Here is a 25821-nt window from a genome sequence, read left to right as displayed (position 1 = left end):
GGATTCCACTCGCTCCCCAGGGCCTTCTCACCCTCTTCTGCTTCTCGATCATCTCCTTGATGCCTTGACGGCCTGTTCGGCAGCTTGGCACGCACCTGCTGCGACGAGAAAACCATGGCAAGCGACCGGAACAAGTTCCGAGAGGGCTGCCGATCGGTTCGAAGGTTTGTCATGTTCGATTCCCCGGCTGAACCGGGTGTAACAGTGCAGGCTATCCGGGGCGAGCAACCAGCGGACTATCGCACACACCGTGCCACTGGATCGCCTGCGGCACGGTGACGGCTCGCGGTCGGTCCGTCCGTGGCGCTGGGCGGTGACAGGAGTGGCGGCAGACGTTGTCCGCCACTCCTGCAAGGAGCAGTGCCATGCACCCCACCGCACGTACCGTCCACCGTCGCGTTGCCTGTGTCCGGTCCTCGGGCCGTTCGCCCCTGGGGGCTCTGGAGGAGGCCTTTCTCGCGCTGGCGACGGCAGCCTCCCCGCTCACGTTGCCCGCTCATCTGGTCTGCGACGAGCCGGAGCAGCTGGCGCTGCCCGTGGACCAGTTCCGGGCGCGTCTCGCCCACCCCGCCACGTCGTCGGCCCAGCGTGAGCGGAGCTGGCGTGAAGTGGTTCGCCGGGCTCAGCAGCTCGGTGAGCCCTGGGGCACCGTCGCCGTTGCGATGGCCGTTCCGGTGCTGCGCCGGGTGCTGGCCCGGCTGGCGCGGCCGGCTCATTTGGAGCGCGCCGAGGTCGAGCAGGAGGCGCTGGCTGCGGTTGCCGTTGCTGTGCGCTCGGTGGACGTGGACGCTGCCGACGTGGGTCGGGAGTTGTTCGCGGCGGCTGACCGGGCCGTGCACCGTCTGGCGTATGCCGCTCGCCGTCAGGCTGCCCGTGAGACCGGGTCGGCGGCAGTGCGTCTGGGGCGGCTGGCCCGCTTCGAAGGTCGGCCGGGATGCCAGGAGGCTGCTGATGCAGCCGGGGTCGCCGGCGCCGGCCGGCAGGAGGACGAGTACACGGTGCTGGCTCGTGCCGTCCGGGCCGGGATCGTGGGCGTCGCCGAAGCGCGGCTGATCGCGCGGACCCGGCTGGATCGTGAGCCGATGCAGCGGCTGGCGGAAGAGCGGGGTGTGAGTGCGCGTCAGCTCTACCGCCACCGTGCCGCTGCCGAGCAGCACCTCAGCACGCATCTCCGGGAGCAGTTGCGCGAGCAGTAAGGCGGCTCCAGGCCGGGGAGATTCGCGCCGTCGGTGTCAGTGTGCGGCTTGTGGATCTCTATTACCGGTGAGCGGCTGCCGTTGGATGCGTGCCATGCACCCGACGGCAGCCGCCGGTGAGGGCCCGGGTTTGTGCCACCGCGGGCCTGTCGTCGGGTGAGGTGAGCGCGGCCGTCTCGTGCTGACACCCGAGCTCCCTGCTTCGCCGTCGTCCGTGAGGAGGCCGGCCCCGGGCAGGGGAACTCCGCGCTCACCTCACCTTCGCACCGTCCCCCGCACGGCCCGCTGTTCGCGGCCCGTTGCGGCTCCCGCTGGTCTGTTCCTCTCTCCTGTCGTCCCTGATGTGCCTCTTGGAGGTGGTTCGTCATGCTCGGAGGGCTCTGTCCGACGGGTCGGTTGTCTGTTCTCCGGGCAGGCCGCCGAGCAGCCCGGGTGGGCTTCACGACGGTTGTGGCCGGCGTCGTGCTGGTGGCGGATACCTCGCTCGTGTGGGCGGTCGCGGACATCCCCACCGTGATCACGAACCTGCGGAACTGGATCGTCGGCATCCTCGCCGGGCTCGCCACCTTGTTCCTGACCTTCGGCGGGCTGCGGTATCTGATGGCCGGCGTGGACCCGGGCGAAGTCGAGGCCGCCAAGCGGGCCCTGAGGGCGGCGGCCATCGGCTACGGGCTGGCCATCCTCGCGCCGGTGATCGTGACCGTGCTGCAGGGCATCGTCGGAGCCGGTGGCGGGGGCGGGCAGTGACCCGCGCCCCGTGCTCCGGCCGGGCTCTTCTTCTGCTGCTGCCTGCCGTGGGGCTCTTGGTGCTGGTCGTCCTGGCCGCTCCGTCCGGCTCCGCGCTGGCGGCGGGCCGTGCGCCTCTGGCACCAGCGGCCCCGGAGCCGCAGCCGACCCCCGGTCCTGCCGCTCCCGCCCCGGAGCCGGGTCCGGAGCCGAGGCCCGCCCCCGGGCCAGGTCCGACCCCCGCGCCGGATCCTCCCGCCGCCGAACCCGAACCGTCCCTTCCGCGGGAACCGTCTCCGGGGCCGACCCCGCCGGCGTGCGAGGTGGACGACTTCTCCTGCGAGCCGCAGGAGGGCGGCCTCGGGGACCTCTTCGACGTATCCGGCATGGTCGTGAACGCGATCACCTCGTTCCTCGGCATGCTGATCGAGCAGATCATGAAGCCGGTCCGCGAGCTGCTCGCTGACACTTTGCTGGCCACCCCCGATGTCACCCAGCACGCCGACATCAAGAAGCTGTGGGCCACCATGCTGGGGATCACGGCCGGGATCTATGTACTGTTCGTGACCGCGGGCGGTGTCACGGTCATGGGGTACGAGACCGTCCAGACCCGCTACGCCCTCCAGCAGATCCTCCCCCGTCTCCTCTTCGGGATGGTCGCCGCAGCCACCTCGCTGACCGTGATGGGCAAGGCGATCGGCCTGTCCAACGCCCTGGCCCACGCGGTGATGGCCAGCGATATGTCGGACGCCGGGCAGGGCATGGTGGAACAGGTCCTGCCCTTCGCCCTGTTCGGGGCCGCCGGGCTGAAGCTGTACCTGCTGCTCCTGGCAACGATGATGATCGCCCTGGTGCTCGCGGTGCTGGTCGGCTTCCTCGTGCGCGTCGCCGTCATGGCACTGCTCGCCGTGGCCGCTCCCCTGGCCCTCGCCTGCCACGCTCACCCGCTGACCGATCCGGTGGCGCGGCTGTGGTGGCGGGCGCTGGCCGGTTGTCTGGTCATTCAGGTCGCGCAGTCGATAACGTTCATCCTGGCTCTGAAGCTGTTCTTCGCACCCGGCGCGACAGCTTTGGGCATTCCGAAGTCCGATCAGCTCGGCACCATGCTCGCCGGAGCCGCCCTGTTCTGGGTGTTGTTCAAGATCCCGGGCTGGACCCTGCAGGTCGTGCTGCGCGGGACGCCGGCGCACAGTCCGCATGCGCCCACGGGGGTGCGGATGCTCAAGCACCTGGCGATGTACCGGCTCATGGATCACTACCTGCCCGGGATGCAGCTGCTGCGGCGTCGCCCGGGAGGTGGGCGGGGTGCCGGCGGCTTGGGCCCGGGGCGCGGTGGGCTCGGCGGTGGTGGAGGTAGCCCGGGCCGGGGTGGAGGTGGTGGTCGAGGTGGCGGTGGACGGCCCTTCACACCCGCCCCGCCTGGGCGCGGCGCCGGGTCTGTGAGGAGGGCGCGCAGTGCGGGTCGTGCGTGGTTGTCCCGTGGTCGCGACGCCGTAGCAGGCCCCGCTGCCCGCCTGCGCTCCATGGGGCGGCCAGCCGCCGGAACGCCGTCGGGTCCGAACCCCAGCCGAGCGACCGGCAGCAGTACGAGGCCGGAGCCTGCCGCGTCCAGTGCTCCTCATGCCGCAGCCCGGTCGCTGCCCGGCCGGCGTTCCCGGGCTCGTGGCCTGGCCCCTGCTCCTCCTCCCCCTGCTCGTACACCGAGAGGTCCCCGCGCCGTGATGCATCCCGCCCGTGCCCGTCGTGTGCGGCAACTGGCGCTCCCGGTGGCGGCTCAGCGTGTCCCGTCCCGGCCGCCCCGGCCCACGCAGATGTGGCTGCCCATCCGTGCCGAACGCCTTCCCGCGCGCTCCCGTTCCGAGCGTCGTCTGCCCGCTCCCCCGCCTCTGCCCTCCGCTGCCTCGGCATCGCGTGGCCGTCAGCTCGTCCTTCCCATTTCCGCGCCTCGCGTGCGGGTGCGTCCGCCGCGGCCCATGCAGCTGCGGCTGCCTCTCGAACCCCGGAGGTGATCCGGCATGAACCAAGCCGACGACCCGGCGGACACGGTGCAGGCCACGCGTGTCCCCGCCGATATCTCCCGCCCCGACCGCATTCTCGGTCCCTTCACCGCGCAGCAGACCGCCGTCATCGCCGCCGCAGCGGTGGTGCTCTATGCCGGGTACTGGGCCGCGCGGCCGTTCATGGCACCAGTCGCCTACGCCGCTCTGGTCATCCCCGTGGCCGGGGCAGTGGCCGCCCTCGCGCTCGGCCGGCGGGAGGGCATCGGCCTGGACCGCTTCCTCCTCGCCGCCCTCGCTCACGCCCGTGCGCCCAAGCGCCGGGTGCACGCGCCGGAAGGGGTGCCGCCGCTGCCCGCCGTCGTCCCCGGCCACTGGGCTGAGGCCGCAGGGCCGCCTCCGGCGGCGCTGCGCATGCCGTACGACGGCATCACCGCAGCCGGAGTGCTCGACCTGCGCGGTGAAGGAGTGGCCGGGCTGGCGACCTGCTCGACCGTCAACTTCGAGCTGCGCTCGGGAGCCGAGCAGCAGGGCCTGACGGCCGCGTTCGCCCGGTGGCTCAACTCCCTGACCGGCCCCACCCAGGTGCTGGTGCGCTGCCACCGGATCGATCTCGCCCCGCTCGCCGACAACCTCCAGCAGGAGGCCGCCGCACTGCCCCATCCCGCTCTGGAGCGGGCCGCACGGGAGCACGCCGACTTCCTCGCCGACCTCGCCGCGGGCGGCAATCTGCTGGGGCGGCAGGTCGTCCTAGTCGCCCGGGAGGAGAGCCCGGCGCACGGTCTGCGGCACGGGATGAACGAGGAACGGGTGCTCCAGCGCCTCGACGAGGCCACCCGCACGCTCGCAGCCGCCGAGATCACCTTCACTCCCCTGGGCGCCGAGCAGACCGCTGACCTGGTCAGCGCGGCCTGCAACCCCGACTCCCCCACCCTGCCCGGCCTCGGATCGGAAGGCGGCCCCGCATGACCCGGTTCTTCCTCAACCGCCGCCGCACCCCGCCGCAGACACAGGTGTGTGATGCCGGCCAGTTGCTGGAGGCGGCAAGCCCCGAGGCTATCGAGGTCCATGCCCGCGCTCTGGCCGTCGGCGCGCAGCTGGCCACCACGCTGGTGGTCACCGGCTACCCGGCCGAGGTCACGCCCGGCTGGCTCGCCCCGCTGCTGAGCTTTCCCGGTCATCTCGACATCGCCCTGCACATCGATCCCATCCCCACCCCCGTGGCCGCGGCCGGGCTGAGGAAGCAGCGCGCCCGTCTGGAGTCCGGGCGCCGCGCCGGTTTCGGCAAAGGGCATCTGGACGACCCGGAAGTGGAGGCCGCAGCCGCCGATGCCGCCGAGCTCGCCTACCGCATCGCCCGCGGCGAGGGAAAGCTCTTCCACGTCGCCCTCTATCTCACCGTGCACGCCCCGGACGAGGAGACCCTCGCGGAGCAGGCAGCCGCGGTGCGCGCCGTGGCTGAGTCGTTGCTGATGACGGTCGCCCCAACCACCTACCGTGCCCTGCCGGGCTGGCTCGCCACACTCCCTCTCGGCATCGACACGCTCCAGATGCGTCGCACCTTCGACACCGCCGCGCTCGCCGCCTGCTTCCCCTTCACCAGCCCCGACCTGCCGATCAACACCAACGATGACGGGGCGCCGCAGGGCGTGCTGTACGGGCTGAACACGGTCTCCGGCGCGCCCGTGCTCTGGGATCGGTTCGCGCAGGACAACTACAACTCCATCACCCTGGCCCGCTCCGGTGCCGGCAAGTCCTACCTGGCCAAACTGGAGCTGCTGCGCCTGCTGTTCACCGGGGTGACGGCCTCGGTGATCGACCCCGAGGACGAGTACGTCCGCCTGGCCGAAACCGTCGGCGGACAGGTGCTCGAGCTCGGCGCCGACGGCGTACGCCTCAATCCCTTCGATCTCCCTGTAGCCGACGGCGGGGAGGACGTGCTGACCCGGCGGGTGCTGTTCCTGCACACCTTCCTCGCCGTCCTGCTGGGCACGGAGCTGACCGCTGCCCAGAAGGCCGTACTGGACCGGGCCGTGCTCGCCGCCTACGAGCGTGCGGGCATCACCGCGGACGCCCGCACCTGGCAGCGCACCCCGCCCACGCTCTCCGATCTGACCGCCGTGCTGGCCGAGGAGGAGAGCGAGGCGGCAGCGGCCCTGGCCGACCAGCTCGCCCCCTACACCACCGGCTCGCACGCCGACCTGTTCAACGGGCAGAGCACCGCCTGCGCATCCGGGCACTTGGTGGTCTTCGCACTCCGCCGCCTGGCGGAAGAGGTCAGAGCTCCGGCGATGCTGCTGGCCCTCGATGCGATCTGGCGGCAAGTCACCCACCGCCCGCGCACCGGCCGGCATCTGGTCGTGGTCGACGAGGCGTGGCTGCTGATGCGCGACAGGGCCGGGGCCGGCTTCCTGTTCCGTATGGCCAAGGCCGCGCGCAAGTACTGGACCGGCCTGGCCGTCGTCACCCAGGACGCTGACGACGTGCTGGCCTCTCCGCTCGGGCGGGCCATCGTCTCCAACGCGGCCACCCAGGTCCTGCTCCGCCAGGCCCCGCAGGCCATCGACACGATCAGCGAGAACTTCCACCTGTGCCGCGGCGAGCGGGAGTTCCTGCTGATCGCAGCCCGGGGCGAGGCGCTGCTGCTGACCGGGGACCGCCGTCACAAGGTCGCGCTGATGAGCATTGCGGCACCAGGAGAGCACGAGGTGATCACCACGGACCCGGGCGAGCTCGCCGCCCAGCAGCCGGACGAGCCTGACGATGCGGAGCCCGAGGCCGACGGCCTCTGGTGCGAGCCACCGTTCAACGTCGATGAGGGAGGGGTCGATTCATGACCGCCCTCGCGCAGATCGCCGCCTCACCACCGGGTGGGCCGCTGGTGGACTTCCTCACCGATCCCGGCGGCTTCTGGACGGCCGTCATCGGCGACGGCCTCGGCCGGCTCGGGGCGCAGGCGCCTCTGCTCGCCTCCAGCGCCGCCGTGGCCGTGACCGGCGGTTACGCGCTGCGGTACCGGCTGCACGTACTACGCGAGCGGCGTCTCGCCGAGGGCGCGCGCTGTGTGGAGATCCTCGCCCCGCCCGCTGTCGCCGCCCGGGGCGGCGAAGTGCTGTGGGCTCAGCTCTCCGGGATCCTCCGCCCGTGGTGGCGCCGGGCCACCACGGGCCAGCCGCACCTCGCCTTCGAATACGCCTGGTCCCACACCGGTCTGCGGATCCGTCTGTGGACGCCCGGCGCGGTGCCGCTGGGCCTGGTGCGCCGCGCCGTCGAAGCCGCCTGGCCCGGCGCCCACACTCGCGTCACCGAACCCGCGCCCTTGCTCCCCGGCGGGCGCATCGTCACCGCCGGGCGGCTGCGCCCGGCCCGCCGTACCGTCCTGCCGCTGCGCACCGACCATGCCTGCGACCCGCTGCGCGCCCTGCTGCAGGCCGCGACCGGCATGGCCGAGGACGAGTCCGCGTGCGTACAGATCCTGGCCCGCCCGGCCATCGGCGCCGCGCTTCGCCGCGCCCGCCGCCAGGCCCGGCGGCTGAAGAGCGGTCGCTCACCCTCCCGGCTGCCCGCGCTGGCCGCGCTCCTCCTGCACCGGGCCCAGCCCGCCGCGACGGGTAAGCAGGATCCCGAACACAGCGCCGCTGTACGGCAGGTGGCGGTCAAGCTCTCCGGCCCGCAGTGGCAGTGCGCGCTCGCCTACGCCGCCACCTGCGCGCCGAAAACCGAGCGTGCGCAGGACGTGGCGCGTGGCCGGGCCCACGCCATCGCCTCGGCCTTCGGCCTGTACGCCGACCGCACCTACCTCGCCCGCACCCGCCTCCGCCACCCCGGACGGACCCTGAACGGCCGGCGCTTCCCGCTCTCACGCGCCGCGCTGCTGTCCGTACCGGAACTCGCAGCCCTGGCCCATCTCCCCCTCGACGCGGACGCCCCCGGTCTGCGGCGGGCCGGCGCCCGCTCCGTCCTGCCGCCCCCGCCGATCCCCGAACCCGCCCCGGGCAACGGCGTCAAACCCCTGGGCCGCTCCGACGCGGGAGCCCGCCGCGGCGTGGGCCTGGCGGTGCCCGATGCCCGCCACCACCTCCACGTCATGGGCGCCACCGGCTCCGGCAAGTCCACCCTCATCGCCAACCTCGCCCTGGACGACGTGCGCAACCACCGCGGCGTCATCGTCATCGACCCCAAAGGCGACCTGGTCACCGACCTGCTGGACCGGCTGCCCGACACCTGCGCCGACCGGCTCGTCCTCATCGACCCCGACGACCCCCACGTCCCGCCCTGCCTGAACGTGCTGGACGGGACGGACATCGACGTCGTCGTCGACAACATCACCGGCATCTTCCGCCGCATCTTCACCGCCTTCTGGGGACCACGCACCGACGACGTGATGCGCGCTGCCTGCCTGACCCTCCTCAAGCACCGCGACCGCACCCACCAGCTGGTCACCCTCGCCGACGTCCCCCGCCTGCTGGGCGAGAGCGCCTACCGGCTCCGCATCGTCCCCGCGCTGAAGGACCCGGTGCTGCGCGGCTTCTGGGCCTGGTACGAGACCCTCTCCGAACCCTCCCGCGCGGCCGTGGTCGGCCCGGTGATGAACAAGCTCCGCGCCTTCCTGCTGCGCGACTTCGCCCGCCGCGCCATCGCCGCCGGCCCCTCCACCTTCGACCTCGCCCACGTCCTCGACGGCGGCATCCTGCTCGCCCGCCTGCCCAAGGGCGCCCTCGGCGAGGAGACCGCCCGGCTCCTGGGATCCTTCATCGTCGCCGGGACCTGGCAGGCCGCCTCCGCCCGCGCCCGCACCCCCGAACACTCCCGGATCGACGCCACCCTCAGCATCGACGAGGCCCACAACTTCCTCACCCTCCCCTACCCCCTGGAGGACATGCTCGCCGAGGCCCGCGGCTACCGCCTGTCCATGCTCCTGGCCCACCAACACCTCGCCCAACTCCCCCGCGACCTGCGCGAAGGCATCTCCGCCAACGCCCGCAACAAGATCTTCTTCAACGCCTCCCCCGAGGACGCCAACGCCCTGGAACGCCACACGCTCCCCACCCTGGCCGCGCACGACCTCGCCCACCTCGGCCCCTTCCAGGCCGCCGCCCACCTGCTGACCAGCGGCGCGGAATCAGCCGCCTTCACCCTCACCACCCGCCCCCTGCCGCCCGGCGTACCCGGCCGCGCCCAGGACCTGCGCGAAGCCGCCGCTGCCCGCAACGGCCCCCGCCCGGCCACCAGCCCTTGAACGCCCTCCGGCATCCAGTTCCGTTCGGCCACCTGCCCCTCACACCCCGGTGGTGATCCGCCATGCCCGCACTGCCCCGCCCCGCCCACGGCCCCGGCTCCCGCTACACCGCCCGCGCCGCCACCACCCGCCGCCGCCCCGTCCGCCCTGAGGACGTCGCCGCACTCGCCCGCCGCCTCACCGACCGCGACCTGTGGCTCGCCCGGATGCTCCACGAGCACCGGGTGTTCACCACCCACCAGATCGCCCGCCTCGCCTACACCTCACTCCGCTCGGCCCAGCGCCGCCTGCGCACCCTGCACCAGCACGCCGTCCTCGACTCCTTCCGCCCCCTCACCCAGTACGGCTCGGCCCCCGAGCACTACACCCTCGGCCCCACCGGAGCAGCCCTCCTCGCCGCCCACGCCGGAGTCGACACCACCGCCCTGGGATGGCGCCCCTCCCACACCGGCCGCATCGCCTACTCGCCCTCCCTCGGCCACGACCTGGGCGTCAACGAACTCCTCTCCCACCTCGCCGCCCGGGCCCGCACCACCCCCGGAGCCGACCTGCCCCTGTGGCTGTCGGAAAGCTCCTGCGCCCGCCGCTGGAGCGACATCATCCGCCCGGACGCCTACGCCCACTGGCAGGACGACGGCCTGCTGCTGCCGTTCTGCCTCGAATACGACACCGGCAGCCAGGCCCTGCCCCGCGTCGAGGCCAAGCTCACCGGCTACGCCGCCTTCACCACCGCGACCGGCGGCCGCCCCGCCCTGCTCATCCACACCCGCACGGCCTCCCGCGACCAAGCCCTGCGCCACCGCCTGGCACGCCCCGCCGCCGAACTGGGCCTGCACGTGGCCACCTCCTCCGCGGACTTCACCACCACCAGCCCCTGGGGCCCCTGGTGGACACCGCTCCAGCCCGGCGGCCAACGCACCACCCTCACCGGCCTCGCCGCCCACTGGCCCGGCCTCACCCCGGCCGGCGGCCTGGAACCGAGCGACGCCGACACACCCCTGACACTCCCCGTGCCCCCACTGCCGTCCACCCCAGAGATCGGGCCGTGAGCTCGGCGTTCGCCAAGACAGCAGGCGGCATCGGCTGCGCGGTCGTGGCCCTGCCGCTGCTCGTCGTCGTGGCCGTTGCCGCAGTGCTCGGCGGTCCGCCTCCAAGCCAGCGCGCCCTCGCCGATATCCCCTCGGCCATGCTCGCCCTCTACCGGCGCGCGGAGCCCGAGTGCCCGGGCCTGTCCTGGACCGTCCTGGCCGCGATCGGAAAGGTCGAATCCGACCACGGACGGCACCCCACCATGGTGTCCTCCGCGGGCGCCGTCGGCCCGATGCAGTTCCTGCCGTCCACCTTCGCCGCGTACGCGCACCCGGTCCCGCCCGGCGGAAAGAAGCCGCCCACGCCCTGGGACCCGGTCGACGCCGTGTACGCGGCGGCCAGGCTGCTGTGCGCCCATGGCGCCCGCCACGGCAAAAACCTCCCCCGGGCGATCTGGCACTACAACCACAGCGACGCCTACGTACGGCAAGTCCTCAAGATCGCGGACGGGTACGCGGCAGCTGAACCCGCCGCCCCGGGCCGCGCCGCCGCCAAGGTGATCGCCTTCGCCCGCGCCCAACTCGGCACCCCCTACGTATGGGGCGGCGACGGACCGGCCGAGGGAGGCTTCGACTGCTCCGGGCTGACCCAGGCCGCCTACCGCGCCGCCGCCATCACCATCCCCCGCGTCGCCCAAGCCCAGTACGACCACGGCCCCCGCCTGCCCAAGGGCGCTCGGCCGGCACCGGGCGACCTGCTGTTCTTCGGCCCCAGCCCGAGCAACATCACCCACGTCTCCATCTACATCGGCAGCGGCCGGGCCATCGACGCCCCGCGCCCCGGCACGGTCATCCGCGAAGGCCCCGCACGCACCAGCAGCCCGACCTTCCAAGGAGCGACCAGGCCCGCGGCAGCAGGCGGTGATGCCCGATGAAGCAACTCGCAACCCGCGAAGCCATCGGCCTGCTGCGGTCCATGACCTGGGTGCTGTCCGCGGTGGCGATCCTGGCCCTGGTCTTCACCACCGTCAACGTCACCCGCTTCGCCACCAGCCGCGGCGTCCCCCTGCTCATCGCCATCCTCCTCGACCCCATGATCGGCACCGCCCTGGCCGGCGTCCTCTACGTGGACGCACGCCTCGCCTCCTGGGGCATCCGCCCGCCCGCCTGGTCGACCGCACTGCGCTGGGGCGCCGGATGCACCGCCGCCCTCATGAACTCCTGGGAAAGCCTGTGGCCGGACGGCCAGATCGGCTGGCCCCGACAAGCCGACCCGGCAGCCGTGCTGCTCCATCTGACCCCAGCTCTGCTCCTGATCGCCCTGACCGAGACGATCGCCGCCTACCGACGGACCGTCACCGACCTCCTCGGCCGGATCGGCTCTCCCGATCCGGCCGCTCCCTCCCCTCCGCCCACCTCGCCCACAGCCACCGCAGACCGATCGACCCATGCCCCCACCGATCCGGACACCACCGACCCAGATCGGGCGGGTACGGATCACAGAGCGGGCAGATCCGACTGCCCCGCGCCCCAAGCCGACCACCCGGTCACCAGCGACACAAAGAACCTCCCGCCCCACACGGGCGACCACGCCGCCGACAACCCGTACCTGGCCCCCCACGCCCAGCCCGCCGATGACAGGGCCGGAGAAGCCGACGTGTGGCCACTCGCGGTAGCACTGGACAACACAGCCCGCGCCACCACCGGAAAACCCGTAAGCATCTGGCGACTTCGCACCGACCTGCGCATCGGACCACAACGCGCCCGACAGATCCGCGAACAGCTACTGGCCCACCACCCACCGGACCCGGCCGACTGACCGGCCGGAGCCGAACACCTCCGCGCGCCGGAACCCGATCGGCGCCCGCACGCCCCCGGCTCCGGACCGCCGCTCACCGATCGGTCCACCGCTCCCCAAAAGTCAGATGGCCAGCGGAAGTAACGCTCTCTCACCAGCACGGATCTGCTGACCGACCCACTTGCTTGACTTCCTGCCGGAGGCGAGCGTCCATGGTCGCGGCCGACGGACCGAGCGGATCGGCGAAGACCCATGAAGCCGCTCACACCCCATCGCCATGCCGTCCGGGAGAAACGCGATGCGCACGCGCCCGGCGGCCCCGTGGCCCACACACCGAGGGCCACCCCCGGCCGGGGACCTCACCCATCACACTGCACGAAACGAGGTTCCCCATGTCTGACACCACCCCCGACGGCACCAAGCAGACGCAGCACCCCGCCCCGAAGCCCGCTTCCCTCGCAGGGCTCACGGGTGCGCCCGCAGCCGTCTACACCGCGCTGGTCGGCCACCCCCAAGGTGCCACGGTCACGGAACTCGCCCTCTCCGCCGATGTAGGCCGCTCCACCACCGGAAAGGCGCTCACCCTCCTGGAGAAGCACGGCTTGGCCGTACGTACCCCCGGCGGCCATGAGGGCGCTCGCCGCACCCCCGACCGCTGGCACCCCGCGCCCGAGCGTGAGGCCGCCCCCGGCGAAGACACCAACGACGCCCCTGTCGAAGCTCAGCCCGAGCCGTCGTCCGCCCCGGCCCCACAGCCGGGCGCGCTGCCCGAAGAGAGCAACGGCCCCGACGCAGCAAGCGCCGCAAACACCCCCTCCGCACCGGAAAGCAGCGCTTCGAACGCCTCCACGGTGTTCCCGGTCAGCTCTCAGCAGGGCGCGCCTCAGCCCGACGCCGAGGCCAGTGATGGCGAGGACAACCACGTCGAGAATCCGCGCGACGAAGACGGCGACAGCCCCAAGCAGAAGGAATCGCAGCCTCCGCACGAAACCACCGGGGAGAGGCCGACACCGCCGGGAATGGCGACACCGTACGCGGCGAATGGAAAGAAGCGTCTCGCGCCGGGCGGCCTGCGTCAGATGGTCATCGACCACCTGACAGCACATCCCGGCGAGGCATTCACCGCCACCAAGATCAGCCGCCAGATCGAGAAGTCCTCGGGCGCCATCGCCAACGCGCTCGTCACGCTCGCCGCACAGGGCGTAGCGGAACAGGTGAGCGAAAAGCCGCGCACCTACCGCCTGGCAACATCGGGTGACAAGTAGTCCTGCAACCATTGGGCGGGCCCTTCTCGGGAGGGCCCGCCCAATCGCAACTCCGGTATCGGGCCGCATCTTCCGATCACCCGTGCGACGCTCCCTCGCTCTGCAATGAGACCGCCGAACGAGTCTCGTTCGATCGAACGAGGGGCGACGGATCCACCAACTCCTACGGCGCGCCTCCTAGCCTTTCGTACAGCCAGAAGACCGGGATCGACACCCGCCCCCGTCACACGTCGACAGGCAGCGCCATACGAAGATCAGGAACTCACACGGTTGCCCACATAGCGCGTGTGCTGACAGGCCATTCGCTGACTACCCTTGAACTTCACACATAGCTTGGTGTTCGTTCCTGTCTGCAGAGACGACCACTTGTGACTCAGAGTCTTACCCACACGGGTCGCCCTGCTGGTATTGAAATGCTTTCCGTTCCAGTAGAGACTGACGGGACGGGACTTCATCTTCTTAGGTGGATTGACCCAGAACCCGATCACCGTGTTCCAAGAGTTACGCCCTTCCAGACGGATACAGATCTGCGGCCCGGAGAAATGGTGCGTGCACGCACTACTGTCCGCTGCTGCTGACTCGGCCGTCGAGACAACGAGGAGTACGGCCAATACCGGTACCAGAACCTTGTTTCTCCACATACCTCTCCAACTCTCACTTCGGGCTGGAGAGATACGCCTCTGGGGACCGAATCACTCTGGCAGATGAATGAGTCAACTTCCGAGAGCGCGCGCCGACTGTCAAGGACTCGGCTCGGGGTCTGCACAGCAGGGCCCCGAAAGCGGCAACGCAGCGGAGCGGAGCGGAAAGCCTGCCTCCAAGGCACGTGGCGCAGGCTGCGGTCAGCCGAGTCGGAGCGCCGCGAACTCTTCCCATTCGTACATCTGGCGATCCCGGCCCAGAATGATCAGGTCGACCTGGTCGATCTGCGCGGTCGCAGGTTCCGCGTCGACTGCACCCAGCGCCTGGGCCACCGGCGCCGCCGGGCCCTCACTGTTGCTGTAGGCGATCGTCACATGCGGCGCAAACCCTCCCTCCGCTGCCGGGACCTGGCCCCACACGTCGTTGATCGCTGCGCGGATAGCGCATCGTACGGCGGTCGGCGGCTCGCTCGGTTCCGCCTCCCAGCGGATCGCTTCTGGGGTGATCTCCGGTCGGTGCAGTCGTAGTTCGAACGGGGTGATGGCTGTCAGGCGCCGGGCGGCGGCATCGGCGATGGCCAGCGCGTCTTCCTCGGCCACCTCGTCCACGAAGCCCAAGCCCTGCATAGTGAGATGCAGCCACCGGTCGGGGACGAGGTCAAGGCCCGGCACGCTGGCCAAGCCCCGTCGGTAGGCCTCGGCCAGACGGTGAACGTCCGAAGCTGTCTGGAAGGTGAAGTGCCAGGTGTAGAAGCGGCGCCCGGGCTTCCAGCCGGGCCGCCACCACCAGTGGTCGGCCATGGTTTCAGGGAAAGTCATGGTCTGGGATCCAATCGAGGTGCGGCCGGGACCGATGAGAAAGCGACCGGCCGAGGAGTCCAGGCAGAAGGCACCGGTCCCGGAACTGCGGCTGCTGGCACACTGGTCGACATCCGGGAACGCCCAGCCTCGTCACCAGCTCGCGCAGGCGATGCGTCACGGACGAAGCACCAGCCCACGCCTTCCCCCAGGCGAACGGCATCCTCACAGCGCCTGATGACGGCCGCAGCGCGTGCCGTGGTTGCCAGATGCCTCCTCCCTCAAACTCCAGTCGTCTTCCTTGCGGAGGTGGGCGAAGACCTCCGGCAGCGGCATGTCGAAGCGGTCCTTGTCTCCCTCCCAGCGGAGCATCACCGACGCCGTCGCCTCTGCGATCTGGTCCGGGAGCCCGGCCTGGCGCAGTGTCTCTGCGATCTCGTGCATTTCTGGGGCCCATCGCCAGGCTCTGGCTGCGACGCTGGGCAAGTAGTCGGAATCGGCGAGGATGTCGGCGGGCATCGCCCGGGCGTGCTCGGCCAGTTCGCCGGCCACTCCGTGCGCCTCGGCCAAGGCGTGCGAGACCGCGGCGAGCGTACGGGCCGCCTTCTGGAAGCCGGCGAAGGCCATCTTCAACGCTGATGCCGCGCCGATCGGGCGCTCCAGTACTCGCACCCCGAGAGCGGTGCCGTCGAAAGCATCCACCAGCGCCTGCGTTCCGCGCCGGTCGCCGGACAGGCTCAGGCTTGCCCGTCGTCCGCCGGTCGGCGGGGGCCCGAAGACGGCCCCGTCCACAACGGCGGTGCCGTGTTCGGAGAACAGATCGGTGACCCGCTCCATGCGGTGCGGGCTGATGGCGTTGGCGTCCACGAAGACGCCCCCATAGGACAAAGAGGCGACCTGCCGGGCCACGTTCTCGGCCGCCTGAGGCGGACAGAGCGACACCACCACATCGCTCGCCGCCAAGGCATCCTGCAGCGAACCGCACTCCTCCAGACCCGCCTTCCCCGCCCGAGCCCGGGTGGCCTGGCTGCGGCCGTCCGGCAGCCACAACACCCTGGCCCCGCCCTGTACGGCCTGCTCGCCGACGGCGGCACCCATCGCTCCAGGGTGCAGCAGAGTCATGGTGGTCATCGGACACTTCCCGGAGGTAGGGCAGCGCGTTCCCGTCCCGTGTGGGAGGCGATCGCTTCCTGCAAGTTCGCAGCCGTCGGCGACGACGCGACGGGATGTACGGCGAGCTGGCGTCCGAACTGCTCCAGACGCTTGGTGACACTCTCCGTGGGACGCCGAGCCGCCATGCCAAGCACGGTGTGCACCGTACCCGCGGTGCCGTCGAGGTCACCCCGGCCGAGCCGTGCCAGGGCGAGATCCATGCGGGCGAGGGAGAGCTCTCCGAGGCGCCGGCGTTCAAGTGGATCGCTCTCGTACAACTCCACCGCCTCCTCGGCCCGGGCTTCCGCCTCGTTCACCTGCTGGCTCCCTCCCAGCCACAGGTGGGTGCTGCTGGCGTAGAAGAGCTGCTTGGCACGCGGGAACGCCATCATGCCGCCGGGGATGTCCTCCCCGACCGCCTGCTCGCGCAGCGTTTCGGCGGTACGCAACGCTGCGAGGGCGTCACCCGGGCTGTTCAGCTGCCCGTAGGCGCGGGCCTCGATGCTGGCCAGGCGGATGTGGGCAGTGCCGCTCTCGGGTCGAAAGTCGCGTCCGGATGCGGCCAGGCGTACGGCGTCCCGGGGACGCCCGTCCCAGTACGCGACCAGGGCCTGGAGCCCACGGATCCAGGCTCGGAGCCCGTTGTGTCCTGCGAGCTCGGCGCAGAGAAACCCTGCGCGGGCCTGGGTCTCCGCAGCGGCATAACGCCCCATGTCGAAACTGGCGTTGGCCAGGACGCCGCACAGGATGCCTGCGGCGAGGTAGAGGTCCTTTGTGTACTGGGGCGGCTGCTGCCCCTCCAGCAGCTCGAAAGCGCGGTTGCGCAGCTCCCTGACCTCCATGAACAGCGGCCCGACGGGGCGGTTGGGGTAGGTCCCGACAATCCGGCGGATGTCCGCGTCGAGCTGTTCCATGGTGTGCGGACCGATGTTGCTGCGCTCCGCCTCGGCAGCGAAACGCGCGGACTCGTGTGCAGCCGCCATCACCACATCCTCGGGTACCAGGTCGGACCGTCCGGTCGTCTCACAGTGTGCGGCATCCGCCGACAGAAGCTCTGCCCCGGTGTCCGCTGGGCCGGTCCCGGCCCGGCTGAACAACTGCTCTGCCGTCAGCAGGAACATGCGCTCCAGGACGCGCCGCGCGTCCGACCTGGGAACGCCGCGCATGTCCCCGTGCGCCCACCGGACGAACTGCCGCCTGCCGATCGTGCACGACCTCAGTGAGGCCGGCCCTTGGGTCTCCGCCAACTCCCTGGCCGCGGCCTCGTACGCCTGCCGGAAACGGTGGTAGTCCTGCAGGCGCCGCTCCTTGATGAGCATCTGAAAGACCGTTGGGTGTTCCATCGCCGCTCCTGCGCTCGTGTCCTGACGCCCAACAAGCTAGACAGCATCACACCGGCAAGGCGACGCTCTCAGCCCTGAAATCACCGCTCCCCGGAGATATGACACCTCCGCGACACCGAAGGTCATCAGATGTCGCAGTTGCGGCACTGGCTGTGTCACCGCTCTCGCCACAATGCTGCTCCACCACGGAGACGAACAGAATGAACACTCTCCGTGGCGGAGGTGTTCAGTGTGAACCGCGGAGGAGCGAAAGTGAGCGAGAGCTTGCACCAGCGCCTGGGACTGGGCTCGGAGAAGGAGCCCGCCATGACCTCGGCACCCTTCCGTCTCCCTCTATTCGCGAAGCGACCTCTAGCAGGTTTAGCGGCACCACCGCCCTTGACGGCATACCCACACCGCGTGATGCACGGATCGCTCAACGTATCCACTTCCGGCCAAGCCCGACGCAGGAAGGAGGTATCCGGTGAGCCCGACAGCACCCCGCCTCGCACTGGCCGTCGCTGACCTCCTTAACCCTCCACCCACCGAACAGCGCGCTCGGCAGGGCGTCGTCTGTGGTGCGGAAGACGGTGCCGTCCTCATCGGCCTCCCTGAAACAACGTCAGACGCACTGCGGAAGGTGGCAAGCAGTGAGTCTTCTCCACTTGTGCACGCAGCGGTGTGGTGCGAGGCGCTCGTCGCCATCAAGGACGACACCGGCTCGGGGTGGCGTGGAGAGCGGCGGTGGGACGCGTACACGGCCCCGTCACCACGTGCGGCCATCCGCTGGATGCGGAGGTCGGTGCAAACGGTGACGCCGACCCTCGGCCGACTCCAGCGGCGACACGTGTTCGACCGCTGGGTGCACGGCTATGGCTCCCTGGAGGACTTCGCCCGTCTATGCCGACAGCGCCCCTGCTCGCTGACGGTCTACCGGGACGGAGCCGAGATCACCTGGCAGGCCCGCCAGGTGCGGCTGCTCCTCACCTTCTGATCCCGCCGTCCGGCGACCGCGTCCCTTCCCCACCTGCCTGTAGGCCTTCCCGCGCAGTTTTGAAAGGTCAGTTCCGTGTGTCAGCACCAGCATCCCTGCCCGCCTGAGGACTCCAGCCAGGAGGACGCCCGCCTTGTGGCGCACCACCCCGAACAGGGCTGGGCGCTGCGAAGTGACGGCGCCGTGTTGTTCGAGGACACCGGCCTCCTGCTCGCCAGCGGTCAGGTCATCCACCCGCACCGGCCCCAGCAGGCCGTCCACGTGGTCTCCGAGATCCCCGGCCGGAACACGGCATGAGCACATCCGTATCCCCCTCCACCGTTGCCCGCGCGTACGGGCTGGTGCAGCCGTCCTGCCGGCCCAGCTCCGCCCGCCTGTCCAACTACCTCCTGGGCGGGAAAGACCACTACGAAAGCGACCGGCAGCTCGCCGCCAGGCTCTTGCAGGTCGCGCCATGGCTGGAGCGGGCCGAGGATCTCAACTGCCGGTTCGCCGGTTACGCGACGGCCGTCGCCGCTGACCGGGGCGTGGGCCAGTTCCTCGACCTGGGGTGCGGTCTGCCCCGGCCCTTCGGTCTTGACCTGCACGAGGTTGCCCTGACCTACCGGGACAGGGTGCGTGTTCTGTACGTCGATCACGACCTGCACGTGATCGCGCATGCCAGGGCGTTGATGAACCCGGGCGATCCGGTGGTGGCCGCGCATCTCCCGGCCGATGTGCTGGATATCGACCGCGTTCTGTCCTGTGCTGCCAAGGTGTTCGACCTCGGCCGGCCGGTGGCGGTGAGCTTGCACGGCGTGCTGGACCTGTGCCCCGACGACGACGCGGTGCGCGCCATGCTCGACGTGTTGGTCGCCTGGCTGCCTGTGGGCAGCTGCTTGTCGATCTCCCACCTCACCGGCGACGTCCGTCCCGAGGACGTCTGCCACGTCGCCGCGCTGTACGCGGAGGCCGGCCTGCCGCTGCGGCCGCGGTCCCGGCAGGAGGTCATCGGCTTCTTCAACGGGCTGGAAGTGCTGGATCCCGGCGTCACCGCGATCAGCGAACAGCTCCGCGGCGCCCTCGCCTTCACCCACCCGCCGGAGGTGTCCGCCGCCTGGTCCGGTATTGCGGTCAAGCCCTGACCCCTGCCTCCTCCTGAAAACGGCCGTCTCTGGCTGCGGAGAACGCCGACCGCACCCGGGGCGGCGCCAGACCGGCCGCCGGGTCGGGCGTGCCACAAGGGGCCCGTATGCCTTCCCCCGTGGGCTGCGGTAGCGGTGCACCGGCCCGGCGGCCTCCTTCCCCCCTTCCTCTGACCGTTCCTTTGTTACGAGGTCCGATGCTCGACGTACGGCAGTCCTTAGCCGCCCTCATCCTGGGTGCCAGCCTCCTGCTGTTGCTCGGCGTGATGCTCTTCCTGTACCGCTCCCGGCAGGCTGCGCGCCGCGGCCTGGCCACAGCCCGGCGGGATGCCGTACGAGCCACCCGGTGGGCGGAGAACGCAGCGGCTCACGCTCGCCGGCTGGAGGAGGAGACCCGGCATCTGGCCGAGGTCAGGCTGCCGGCGGCGGTGGACCTTCTGGCCCGGAGCCGGACGATGGGCCGTCAGCACGGCCTTCTCCACTCTGAGTTGGAAGGAACCGGGGTCGCCGCCCACCATGAGGCGGTCGTGGGCCTGCTCGGAGAGGCCGTCCGTCTCACCCACGCCCGGGTGTCCGCCTCGGCCAAGGCCACCGTGAGTGCCGCCGCGAGCCTGATGCAGGGTCTGGCCAACCAGCAGTACGAGCAGACCCACGCACTCGCCCAGCGCTTCGGTGACGACATCGATGTCCTGGAGCAGGTCCTGCGGGTGCAGCATGCCAACGCCCAGCTGTTGCGCCGCTGTCAGAGCCTGGCCATGCTCGGCGGCACCTGGCCCGGGCAGCTCAACGAGGACACCCCGCTCTACGACGTCGTGCGCGGTGCGATGTCGCGGATCGAGGGCCACGAGCGGGTCCAGGTCCAGTTCGACCAGGGCCGGCGAGTGCTGCGAGGCCAGTACGTCGAACCGCTCGTGGCCGCGCTGGCCGAGCTCCTGGCCAACGCCGTGGCTCTGTCCCACCCGGGCACGCAGGTGCGGGTGAACTTCGAGAACGTCCACAACGGCATCGTCATCACGATCGACGACGCGGGGATCGGCCTCAACCCGCACCTGCGCGGGGAGTACAACGCGATCCTCTCCGGCCGGACACCGGTGGACCTGTCCACCATGGGCAACCCGCCCCGCTTCGGTCTCCCCCTGGTCGGTGTGATCTGCGCCCGCTACGGCTTCCAGGCAACCCTGGACCGCAGCCCCTACCAAGGCGTCCGCGCGGTCCTCGGCATCCCGACCAACCACCTGGCGCCTCCCGCACAGCCCGGCCGGCCCAGCCCGGAGCCCGCCCCACTACCGCCCGACCGGGAGACTCCCGCACCGGCGTCCCCCTCCGCCCACCTCCCGGAGGCCGCTCCCGCGCCGGGCGCGGCAGACGCAGGCGGCCTGCCGCAGCGGCGCCGGCTCCGGCAGATCACCAGCTTGAACGAGATCCCCCACATCGCCTCGCCCCCGCTGGATCCGCAGACGGCCGCGAGCCGGATCGCCCAGTGGTGGAGCGGCACCAGCGAAGGCCGCACGCCCGCCCCCGAGGAAGGACACCACCCGTGAACCCGCCGTCTGACCACGCCGCCGAGGACATCCGCTGGACCCTGGACGATCTGCTGAAGCTGCCCGGCGTCCGCCACGCCCTGGTGCTCACCTCCGACGGCCTGGTCCGCACCCACTCCGACAGCCTGCACCGCGATACGGCCGACCGGATGGCCGCGGCCATCTCCAGCTACCAGGCCGCCGCTCGCACCATGGCCGAGTTCTGCGACGAGCCCCAGGGTTCCTGGCAGCAGGGCGTCACCGAGTTCGGCGGCGGCTTCGTCTTCCTGATCGCCGCCGGCACCAACGGCTTCCTCGCCGTGGCCACCGACAAGAGCGTGGAGATGCACGTGGTCACCGCACGGATGCACCACACCGCCGGCCAGCTCGGGACGGCGATGTCCAGCGACCGGCGCCCGGACGCCGGTCGGCGGCCATGACCGGACCCGACCAGCCGCCGGGGCTGGTGCGCGGTTACGTCCTCACCGGAGGCCGGACCAAGCCGTCGCGCAACACGCTGGACCTGGTGACGCTGGTCATGCCCGGCCCCGGCGACCGGAACACCACCGGCCTCACCCCCGAGGAGCAGCGGGTGGTGGAGCTGTGCCGGCCCGGCGCGCTGGCCCTGGCCGAGGTCGCCGCTCACCTAGGCCTGGCGACAGCCCTGGTCAAGATGATCGTCGCCGATCTGACCGACAGCGGGCACGTCACCGCCCGTGCCCCGATCCCGAAAGCCGCCCACACCGACCGGGCACTGCTGGAGAGGCTCCTGCGTGGACTCCACAACTCGCTTTAGAAACCCCGGCACGCACCTGGCCCGCGGGGTGTTCACGGCGTTGAAGATCGCGGTCCTGGGTCCGTTCGCGGTCGGCAAGACCACCTTCGTCGGCACCCTGTCCGAGATACCCCCGCTGCGCACCGAGGAAGTCATGACCCGCGCCAGTGTCGGCGTCGACGACCTGGCTGCCGCCCCGGGGAAGACCACCACCACCGTCGCGCTGGACTTCGGCCGGCTGACCCTGGACGAGCAGACCGTGCTGTACCTGTTCGGCGCCCCCGGACAGGGACGCTTCGAGCAGGTGTGGAAAGACTTGCTGACCGGCGCGCTCGGTGCCCTCGTCCTGGCCGACACCCGGCGCCTGGAGGAGTCCTACTCCTTCATGGACCTGCTGGAGCGGTACGGCATCCCCTACGCCGTCGCCGTCAACGAGTTCGACCACGCTCCCCGCCACGAGGCAGACGCGCTGCGCGCCGCCATGGACCTGGACGAGCGAACCCCGTTGACCTTGTGCGACGCCCGCGACCGAGCCTCGTCCACCCGGGCCCTCATCACCCTCACCGAGTACCTGCTGTCTCTGGAGCCCGCGTGATCTCCCCGCCACCACCCGGATGCCCTGCCCACACCCCGCCGCCGCCCCGGACCGGCCAGTCCGTGGCCGCGCGCCTGTACGGACCCGACTTCGCCGCCCGTCCGGAGGCCACCTATCAGGCCCTGCGGGCCCTCGGCCCCGTCGCGTGGGTGGAGCTGGCCCCCGCCACCCCGGCCCTGCTGGTGGTCGACTACTCCGCCTGTCTGGAAGTCCTGCGCGACACCGGCCGGTTCTCCAAGGACTCCCGCCGCTGGCAGGCGCTGAACCACGGCCACGTGCCACACGACAGCCCGGCCCTGGCACTGATGGCGTGGCGGCCCAGCGCCCTGTTCACGGACGGTCCCGAGCACGCCCGGCTCTACACCGCCATCACCGACAGCCTGAACCAGCTCGACCCCCACGAACTGCACGACACCGTCATCGCCTGCTGCGAACCCACGGTCGAGGAGTTCGGACCCCGCGGCCGCGCAGACCTCGTCACCGACTTCGCCCTCCAGGTGCCCGGCCGGGTCCTGGCCCGTCTCTTCGGCTGCCCCGACGACGTCGGCGCCCGCATGGTGCGCGGCGTCGGCGGGCTGATCGACGCCACCGGCGCCGAAGCCCAGGCCGCCTCCCAGGACTTGTCGGCCTGCCTGTCGGAGTTGGTCGCCCTCAAACGCGACCGGCCCGGCGACGACCTGACCTCCTGGATGCTTCAGCACCCCGCCGCTTTGAGCGATCCGGAGATGGTCGACCAGCTCGTCCTCCTCGTCGGCGCCGGAACCGTGCCGACCGCCAGCTGGATCGCCTCCGGGCTGAAGCTGCTGCTCGGCGACCCCCGGTTCGCCGGCAGCCTCAAGCGCGGCACCGTTCCCGTACAGGTGGCGCTGGACGAGGTGCTGTGGCGCAACGCCCCGATGGCGAACTTCTCCATCCACTACGCCATCGAACCCACCACGGTCGCCGGAACCCCGGTCCCAGCCGGTGTGCCGCTGGTGATCAGCCACGCCTCCGCAAACCTCCAGACCCACCACCTGCACGGTGACGCCATCGCGCACAACCGGGCCCACCTCGCCTGGTCCGCAGGCCCGCACGCCTGCCCCGCGCAGGACCCCGCCACGGCCATCGCCAAGACCGCGATCGAAACCGTCTTGGACCGCGTGCCGGGGATGCGGCTGACCGTGCGCGACGAGGACGTCCCCTACCGGCCCGGCCCGTTCCACCGCACCCCCGCCTCGCTGCCCGTGAGGTTCGACCCCGTCCAGCCCTCCGCACGGTTTGGAGATCACCGATGACCCAGGCCCGGACCGAGCCCATCGTCCTGGACCCCACCGGGGCCGACCCGCACACCGAAGCCCGCCTCCTGCGGGACCGGGGCCCGGCCGCCCGCATCCTGCTCCCCGGAGGCTTCCCGGCCTGGTCCATCACCCGCCCCGAGGTCATACGGGCCCTGCTGACCGACGACACCCGCGTATCGAAGGACCCCCGGCACTGGCCCGCCTGGCGCGACGGACAGGTACCCGACGGCTGGCCACTGGCCGCCCTCGTCCGCGTAACCAGCATGCTCACCCAGGACGGCGAGAACCACCGCCGCCTGCGCGCCATCAGCGCCCCGGCGTTCGCTCCCCGCCGCATCGAGGCCCTCCGCGCCCGGGTCACGGCCATCACCACCGACCTCTTGGACGCCCTGGAGGCCGCCGCCGATACGCTGCCGGACCAGCCCATTGACCTGTACGAGCGCCTCGCCCACCCCCTGCCCACCCGGTTGATTTGCGACCTGTTCGGCGTGCCGCGCAGGTTACGTCCGGATGCCCTCCGGGCCGTGGACGGTGTGCTGGCCACGGCCGCCACCCCGCAGCAAGCCGCTGACACCATCCAGAACCTGGACGCGGTGATGGAGGCCCTCCTGCGGGAGAAGGAAGCCGAACCGGGCGACGACATGGCTACCGACCTCCTCACCGCCAGCGGCAACGACGGCCGGCCGCTGACCCGGCGGGAGATGCTCGACACCCTCGCCCTGATGATCGGCGCCGGAGCCGAGACCGCCGTCAACCTCATCGCCTACGGCATCGCCGAACTCCTGGCCCACCCCGACCAACTCCGCCTGGCCGCCTCCGGTGACGTGCCCTGGGACGCGGTTGTGGAGGAGGTCCTCCGACTCCACCCACCGATCATGCATATGCCCCTGCGGTTCGCCACCACCGACATCCACCTGCCGCGCCAGAAGGACGGCGAACCGGACGTGACGATCCGCGCGGGCGAGCCGATCCTGCCCGGATTCGGCGCGGTCGGCCGCGACCCCGACCTCCACCACAACCCGGACGCCTTCGACATCACCCGCACCACCAAAGCTCACATGACCTTCGGCCACGGCCCCCACTACTGCCTCGGCGCGGCCCTCGGCCGCATGGAAGCAGCCGTCGCCTTACCGGCCTTGTTCGACCGCTTCCCCGCCGCGCGGCTGGCGGTCCCCCGCGCAGAACTGACTCCCCTGCCCTCGTTCATCGCCCACGGCCTCTCCGCGCTCCCCGTCCACCTCACCCGCCCGGCTACGTGATGCCGCCTGACCACCCCGCGGTTACGCCGCATACCGCTGACCTCACCTCCGACCGCTGTAGTAGCAGAAGGAATCTCGATGCCCATTCCTGAGCCCGCCCGGCCCACAGACACCGGCAACCGCGCTGAGCTCGGCGACCACGCCGAGACGACCTGGCGCCCCGACGGCCCGCACACCACCGTGACCATCGACGGCTCCCTGGACGTCTATGCGGCCCCGGCCTTGCGCAAGACGCTGTGGGCTCTGGCCGAGCAGACGACTGGAGATTTGGTCCTGGACATGCGGAACGTCGACTTCCTCGACTCCACCTGCCTCGGAGCGCTCGTCAGCGCGGTGAAGAAGCTGCGACCACAGCCGGGCCGGACGCTGCGCATCGTGCCGAGCTGCCGCGTCAGCAAACTCCTCCGCATCACCAATCTCACCAAGATCATCCCCGTCCACGAAGGCCTGAACGACGCGCTCCGGGCAGCGGATTGCACAGTGGTCGACGGCCTTCTGCGGCCAGCCGACGTCGTCCTACTCGGCCAGCACGAGTTCACTCCGACCGGTCCCTACATTTCCCTCCACCTGCGGATGCAGGAAGGAGCAGCGACGGTCAACGCCGTGCGGGACCGCAACCATCACGTCGGCCCGGTGCTGATCTGCCACGACCACGACCTCGTACAGATCCTCCTCGCCCCCAGCGCGACAGCGGACGCCCTGCGCAGTCTGCCCGCGGTCGTGGCCATCACGGAGAACACCACCGACTGCGGGCCCCACCGACGCCCACCCACCTGGGTCGTGCCCGGCCACAGCCAGGGCACGGCAGTCCGCACAGACGCGGCAGCCCTCCGCACCGTCCTCACCAGCCCGGCGTCCGCCACCGGAAGCACAACTCTCCCGGAGCTCCAACCATCGCCGCCGGGAGCCGCAACGTTTGTTCCGGAAAACGTGTACGGCTCCGTCTCCCCTGCCCCGGGATGGCGCGCATCGAGGCGCCGGGCCAGCCTGCAGAACCCTGAGCCGACCACGTCGTGACGACTCACAACTAGGGGGTGTCTGACAATTCCGGTCTGATCAGCGAGATTCGGCTGAGCTGGCAATCCGGAGGTGCGCCGATCGGCTGGGGGGACTGG

General features: G+C 71.1%; 23 protein-coding genes. 20 read left to right on the top strand and 3 right to left on the bottom strand.

Translation table 11 applies throughout. The features are described from left to right. Positions 1 to 365: 365 nt before the first annotated feature. The 10 genes from LIX60_RS21860 to LIX60_RS21815 all read left to right on the top strand — a co-directional run bounded on the left by LIX60_RS21860 (position 366) and on the right by LIX60_RS21815 (position 13249). The gene (locus LIX60_RS21860) at positions 366 to 1196 is read left to right on the top strand and encodes a hypothetical protein (protein WP_227960007.1); all 831 of its coding nucleotides are present in this window, start codon (positions 366 to 368) and stop codon (positions 1194 to 1196) included. Between the two features lie 366 nt (positions 1197 to 1562). Then, on the top strand, positions 1563 to 1943 hold the full coding sequence (locus LIX60_RS21855) for a pilin (RefSeq protein WP_227960006.1): 381 nt from the start codon (positions 1563 to 1565) through the stop codon (positions 1941 to 1943). 302 nt (positions 1944 to 2245) lie between these two features. Continuing rightward, positions 2246 to 3931, top strand: a complete 1686-nt coding sequence (locus LIX60_RS21850) for a hypothetical protein (RefSeq protein WP_227960005.1) — start codon at positions 2246 to 2248, stop codon at positions 3929 to 3931. Between the two features lie 6 nt (positions 3932 to 3937). Beyond that, complete coding sequence (locus LIX60_RS21845; protein ID WP_227960004.1) at positions 3938 to 4888, top strand: PrgI family protein; 951 nt, start codon at positions 3938 to 3940, stop codon at positions 4886 to 4888. Continuing rightward, entirely contained in the window at positions 4885 to 6756 is a 1872-nt protein-coding gene (locus tag LIX60_RS21840; protein ID WP_227960003.1) for a VirB4 family type IV secretion system protein, read from the top strand. The genes LIX60_RS21845 and LIX60_RS21840 overlap by 4 nt, the downstream gene beginning before the upstream one ends. Beyond that, a complete protein-coding gene (locus LIX60_RS21835; protein WP_227960002.1) occupies positions 6753 to 9158 on the top strand; it encodes a helicase HerA domain-containing protein in 2406 nt (801 codons plus the stop codon). Before LIX60_RS21840 ends, LIX60_RS21835 begins: the two co-directional genes overlap by 4 nt. Before the next feature lie 62 nt (positions 9159 to 9220). After that, complete coding sequence (locus tag LIX60_RS21830; RefSeq protein ID WP_227960001.1) at positions 9221 to 10207, top strand: replication-relaxation family protein; 987 nt, start codon at positions 9221 to 9223, stop codon at positions 10205 to 10207. After that, the gene (locus LIX60_RS21825; RefSeq protein WP_227960000.1) at positions 10204 to 11121 is read left to right on the top strand and encodes a bifunctional lytic transglycosylase/C40 family peptidase; all 918 of its coding nucleotides are present in this window, start codon (positions 10204 to 10206) and stop codon (positions 11119 to 11121) included. The genes LIX60_RS21830 and LIX60_RS21825 overlap by 4 nt, the downstream gene beginning before the upstream one ends. Then, the gene (locus LIX60_RS21820; RefSeq protein WP_227959999.1) at positions 11118 to 12005 is read left to right on the top strand and encodes an extensin; all 888 of its coding nucleotides are present in this window, start codon (positions 11118 to 11120) and stop codon (positions 12003 to 12005) included. The genes LIX60_RS21825 and LIX60_RS21820 overlap by 4 nt, the downstream gene beginning before the upstream one ends. A gap of 371 nt (positions 12006 to 12376) precedes the next feature. Continuing rightward, on the top strand, positions 12377 to 13249 hold the full coding sequence (locus LIX60_RS21815) for a hypothetical protein (RefSeq protein ID WP_227959998.1): 873 nt from the start codon (positions 12377 to 12379) through the stop codon (positions 13247 to 13249). Between the two features lie 842 nt (positions 13250 to 14091). On the opposite strand, the gene LIX60_RS21810 is transcribed toward LIX60_RS21815, so the two are convergent. The 3 genes from LIX60_RS21810 to LIX60_RS21800 all read right to left on the bottom strand — a co-directional run bounded on the left by LIX60_RS21810 (position 14092) and on the right by LIX60_RS21800 (position 17159). Next, positions 14092 to 14691: a 2'-5' RNA ligase family protein gene (locus LIX60_RS21810; RefSeq protein ID WP_227959997.1), complete on the bottom strand. Its 600-nt coding sequence runs from the start codon at positions 14689 to 14691 to the stop codon at positions 14092 to 14094. A gap of 222 nt (positions 14692 to 14913) precedes the next feature. After that, the gene (locus LIX60_RS21805; protein WP_227959996.1) at positions 14914 to 15819 is read right to left on the bottom strand and encodes an NAD(P)-dependent oxidoreductase; all 906 of its coding nucleotides are present in this window, start codon (positions 15817 to 15819) and stop codon (positions 14914 to 14916) included. Further along, complete coding sequence (locus LIX60_RS21800; RefSeq protein ID WP_227959995.1) at positions 15816 to 17159, bottom strand: hypothetical protein; 1344 nt, start codon at positions 17157 to 17159, stop codon at positions 15816 to 15818. The genes LIX60_RS21805 and LIX60_RS21800 overlap by 4 nt, the downstream gene beginning before the upstream one ends. 670 nt (positions 17160 to 17829) lie before the next feature. Here LIX60_RS21800 and LIX60_RS21795 point away from each other — a divergent pair. The 10 genes from LIX60_RS21795 to LIX60_RS21750 all read left to right on the top strand — a co-directional run bounded on the left by LIX60_RS21795 (position 17830) and on the right by LIX60_RS21750 (position 25723). Next, on the top strand, positions 17830 to 18156 hold the full coding sequence (locus LIX60_RS21795; protein WP_227959994.1) for a hypothetical protein: 327 nt from the start codon (positions 17830 to 17832) through the stop codon (positions 18154 to 18156). Positions 18157 to 18231: 75 nt separating this feature from the next. Continuing rightward, positions 18232 to 18453 (top strand): DUF5999 family protein, encoded by a 222-nt coding sequence (locus LIX60_RS21790; RefSeq protein ID WP_227959993.1) that lies wholly within the window; start codon positions 18232 to 18234, stop codon positions 18451 to 18453. Further along, positions 18450 to 19280, top strand: a complete 831-nt coding sequence (locus tag LIX60_RS21785) for an SAM-dependent methyltransferase (protein ID WP_227959992.1) — start codon at positions 18450 to 18452, stop codon at positions 19278 to 19280. The genes LIX60_RS21790 and LIX60_RS21785 overlap by 4 nt, the downstream gene beginning before the upstream one ends. A 197-nt stretch (positions 19281 to 19477) precedes the next feature. Next, the gene (locus LIX60_RS21780; protein ID WP_227959991.1) at positions 19478 to 20821 is read left to right on the top strand and encodes a hypothetical protein; all 1344 of its coding nucleotides are present in this window, start codon (positions 19478 to 19480) and stop codon (positions 20819 to 20821) included. Next, positions 20818 to 21240, top strand: coding sequence for a roadblock/LC7 domain-containing protein (locus tag LIX60_RS21775; RefSeq protein ID WP_227959990.1), 423 nt, complete (start codon positions 20818 to 20820; stop codon positions 21238 to 21240). The genes LIX60_RS21780 and LIX60_RS21775 overlap by 4 nt, the downstream gene beginning before the upstream one ends. Beyond that, complete coding sequence (locus tag LIX60_RS21770) at positions 21237 to 21596, top strand: DUF742 domain-containing protein (RefSeq protein ID WP_227959989.1); 360 nt, start codon at positions 21237 to 21239, stop codon at positions 21594 to 21596. Before LIX60_RS21775 ends, LIX60_RS21770 begins: the two co-directional genes overlap by 4 nt. Then, on the top strand, positions 21574 to 22170 hold the full coding sequence (locus LIX60_RS21765) for an ATP/GTP-binding protein (RefSeq protein ID WP_227959988.1): 597 nt from the start codon (positions 21574 to 21576) through the stop codon (positions 22168 to 22170). The genes LIX60_RS21770 and LIX60_RS21765 overlap by 23 nt, the downstream gene beginning before the upstream one ends. Positions 22171 to 22232: 62 nt before the next feature. After that, a complete protein-coding gene (locus LIX60_RS21760; protein ID WP_227959987.1) occupies positions 22233 to 23444 on the top strand; it encodes a cytochrome P450 in 1212 nt (403 codons plus the stop codon). Continuing rightward, complete coding sequence (locus LIX60_RS21755) at positions 23441 to 24706, top strand: cytochrome P450 (RefSeq protein WP_227959986.1); 1266 nt, start codon at positions 23441 to 23443, stop codon at positions 24704 to 24706. Before LIX60_RS21760 ends, LIX60_RS21755 begins: the two co-directional genes overlap by 4 nt. Positions 24707 to 24784: 78 nt before the next feature. Next, entirely contained in the window at positions 24785 to 25723 is a 939-nt protein-coding gene (locus LIX60_RS21750; RefSeq protein WP_125624170.1) for an STAS domain-containing protein, read from the top strand. The last annotated feature ends 98 nt before the right edge of the window (positions 25724 to 25821 follow it).

The sequence above is a fragment of the Streptomyces sp. S07_1.15 genome, assembly GCF_020739505.1.
GTDB lineage: Bacteria > Actinomycetota > Actinomycetes > Streptomycetales > Streptomycetaceae > Streptomyces > Streptomyces xinghaiensis.
This window is presented reverse-complemented; position numbering and strand designations above follow the sequence as displayed.

Coding starts and splice junctions, on each gene's coding strand:
- LIX60_RS21860 (WP_227960007.1), top strand. CDS start 366: ATGCACCCCACCGCACGTACCGTCCACCGTCGCGTTGCCTGTGTCCGG.
- LIX60_RS21855 (WP_227960006.1), top strand. CDS start 1,563: ATGCTCGGAGGGCTCTGTCCGACGGGTCGGTTGTCTGTTCTCCGGGCA.
- LIX60_RS21845 (WP_227960004.1), top strand. CDS start 3,938: ATGAACCAAGCCGACGACCCGGCGGACACGGTGCAGGCCACGCGTGTC.
- LIX60_RS21840 (WP_227960003.1), top strand. CDS start 4,885: ATGACCCGGTTCTTCCTCAACCGCCGCCGCACCCCGCCGCAGACACAG.
- LIX60_RS21835 (WP_227960002.1), top strand. CDS start 6,753: ATGACCGCCCTCGCGCAGATCGCCGCCTCACCACCGGGTGGGCCGCTG.
- LIX60_RS21830 (WP_227960001.1), top strand. CDS start 9,221: ATGCCCGCACTGCCCCGCCCCGCCCACGGCCCCGGCTCCCGCTACACC.
- LIX60_RS21820 (WP_227959999.1), top strand. CDS start 11,118: ATGAAGCAACTCGCAACCCGCGAAGCCATCGGCCTGCTGCGGTCCATG.
- LIX60_RS21815 (WP_227959998.1), top strand. CDS start 12,377: ATGTCTGACACCACCCCCGACGGCACCAAGCAGACGCAGCACCCCGCC.
- LIX60_RS21810 (WP_227959997.1), bottom strand. CDS start 14,691: ATGGCCGACCACTGGTGGTGGCGGCCCGGCTGGAAGCCCGGGCGCCGC.
- LIX60_RS21805 (WP_227959996.1), bottom strand. CDS start 15,819: ATGACCACCATGACTCTGCTGCACCCTGGAGCGATGGGTGCCGCCGTC.
- LIX60_RS21800 (WP_227959995.1), bottom strand. CDS start 17,159: ATGCTCATCAAGGAGCGGCGCCTGCAGGACTACCACCGTTTCCGGCAG.
- LIX60_RS21785 (WP_227959992.1), top strand. CDS start 18,450: ATGAGCACATCCGTATCCCCCTCCACCGTTGCCCGCGCGTACGGGCTG.
- LIX60_RS21780 (WP_227959991.1), top strand. CDS start 19,478: ATGCTCGACGTACGGCAGTCCTTAGCCGCCCTCATCCTGGGTGCCAGC.
- LIX60_RS21770 (WP_227959989.1), top strand. CDS start 21,237: ATGACCGGACCCGACCAGCCGCCGGGGCTGGTGCGCGGTTACGTCCTC.
- LIX60_RS21755 (WP_227959986.1), top strand. CDS start 23,441: ATGACCCAGGCCCGGACCGAGCCCATCGTCCTGGACCCCACCGGGGCC.
- LIX60_RS21750 (WP_125624170.1), top strand. CDS start 24,785: ATGCCCATTCCTGAGCCCGCCCGGCCCACAGACACCGGCAACCGCGCT.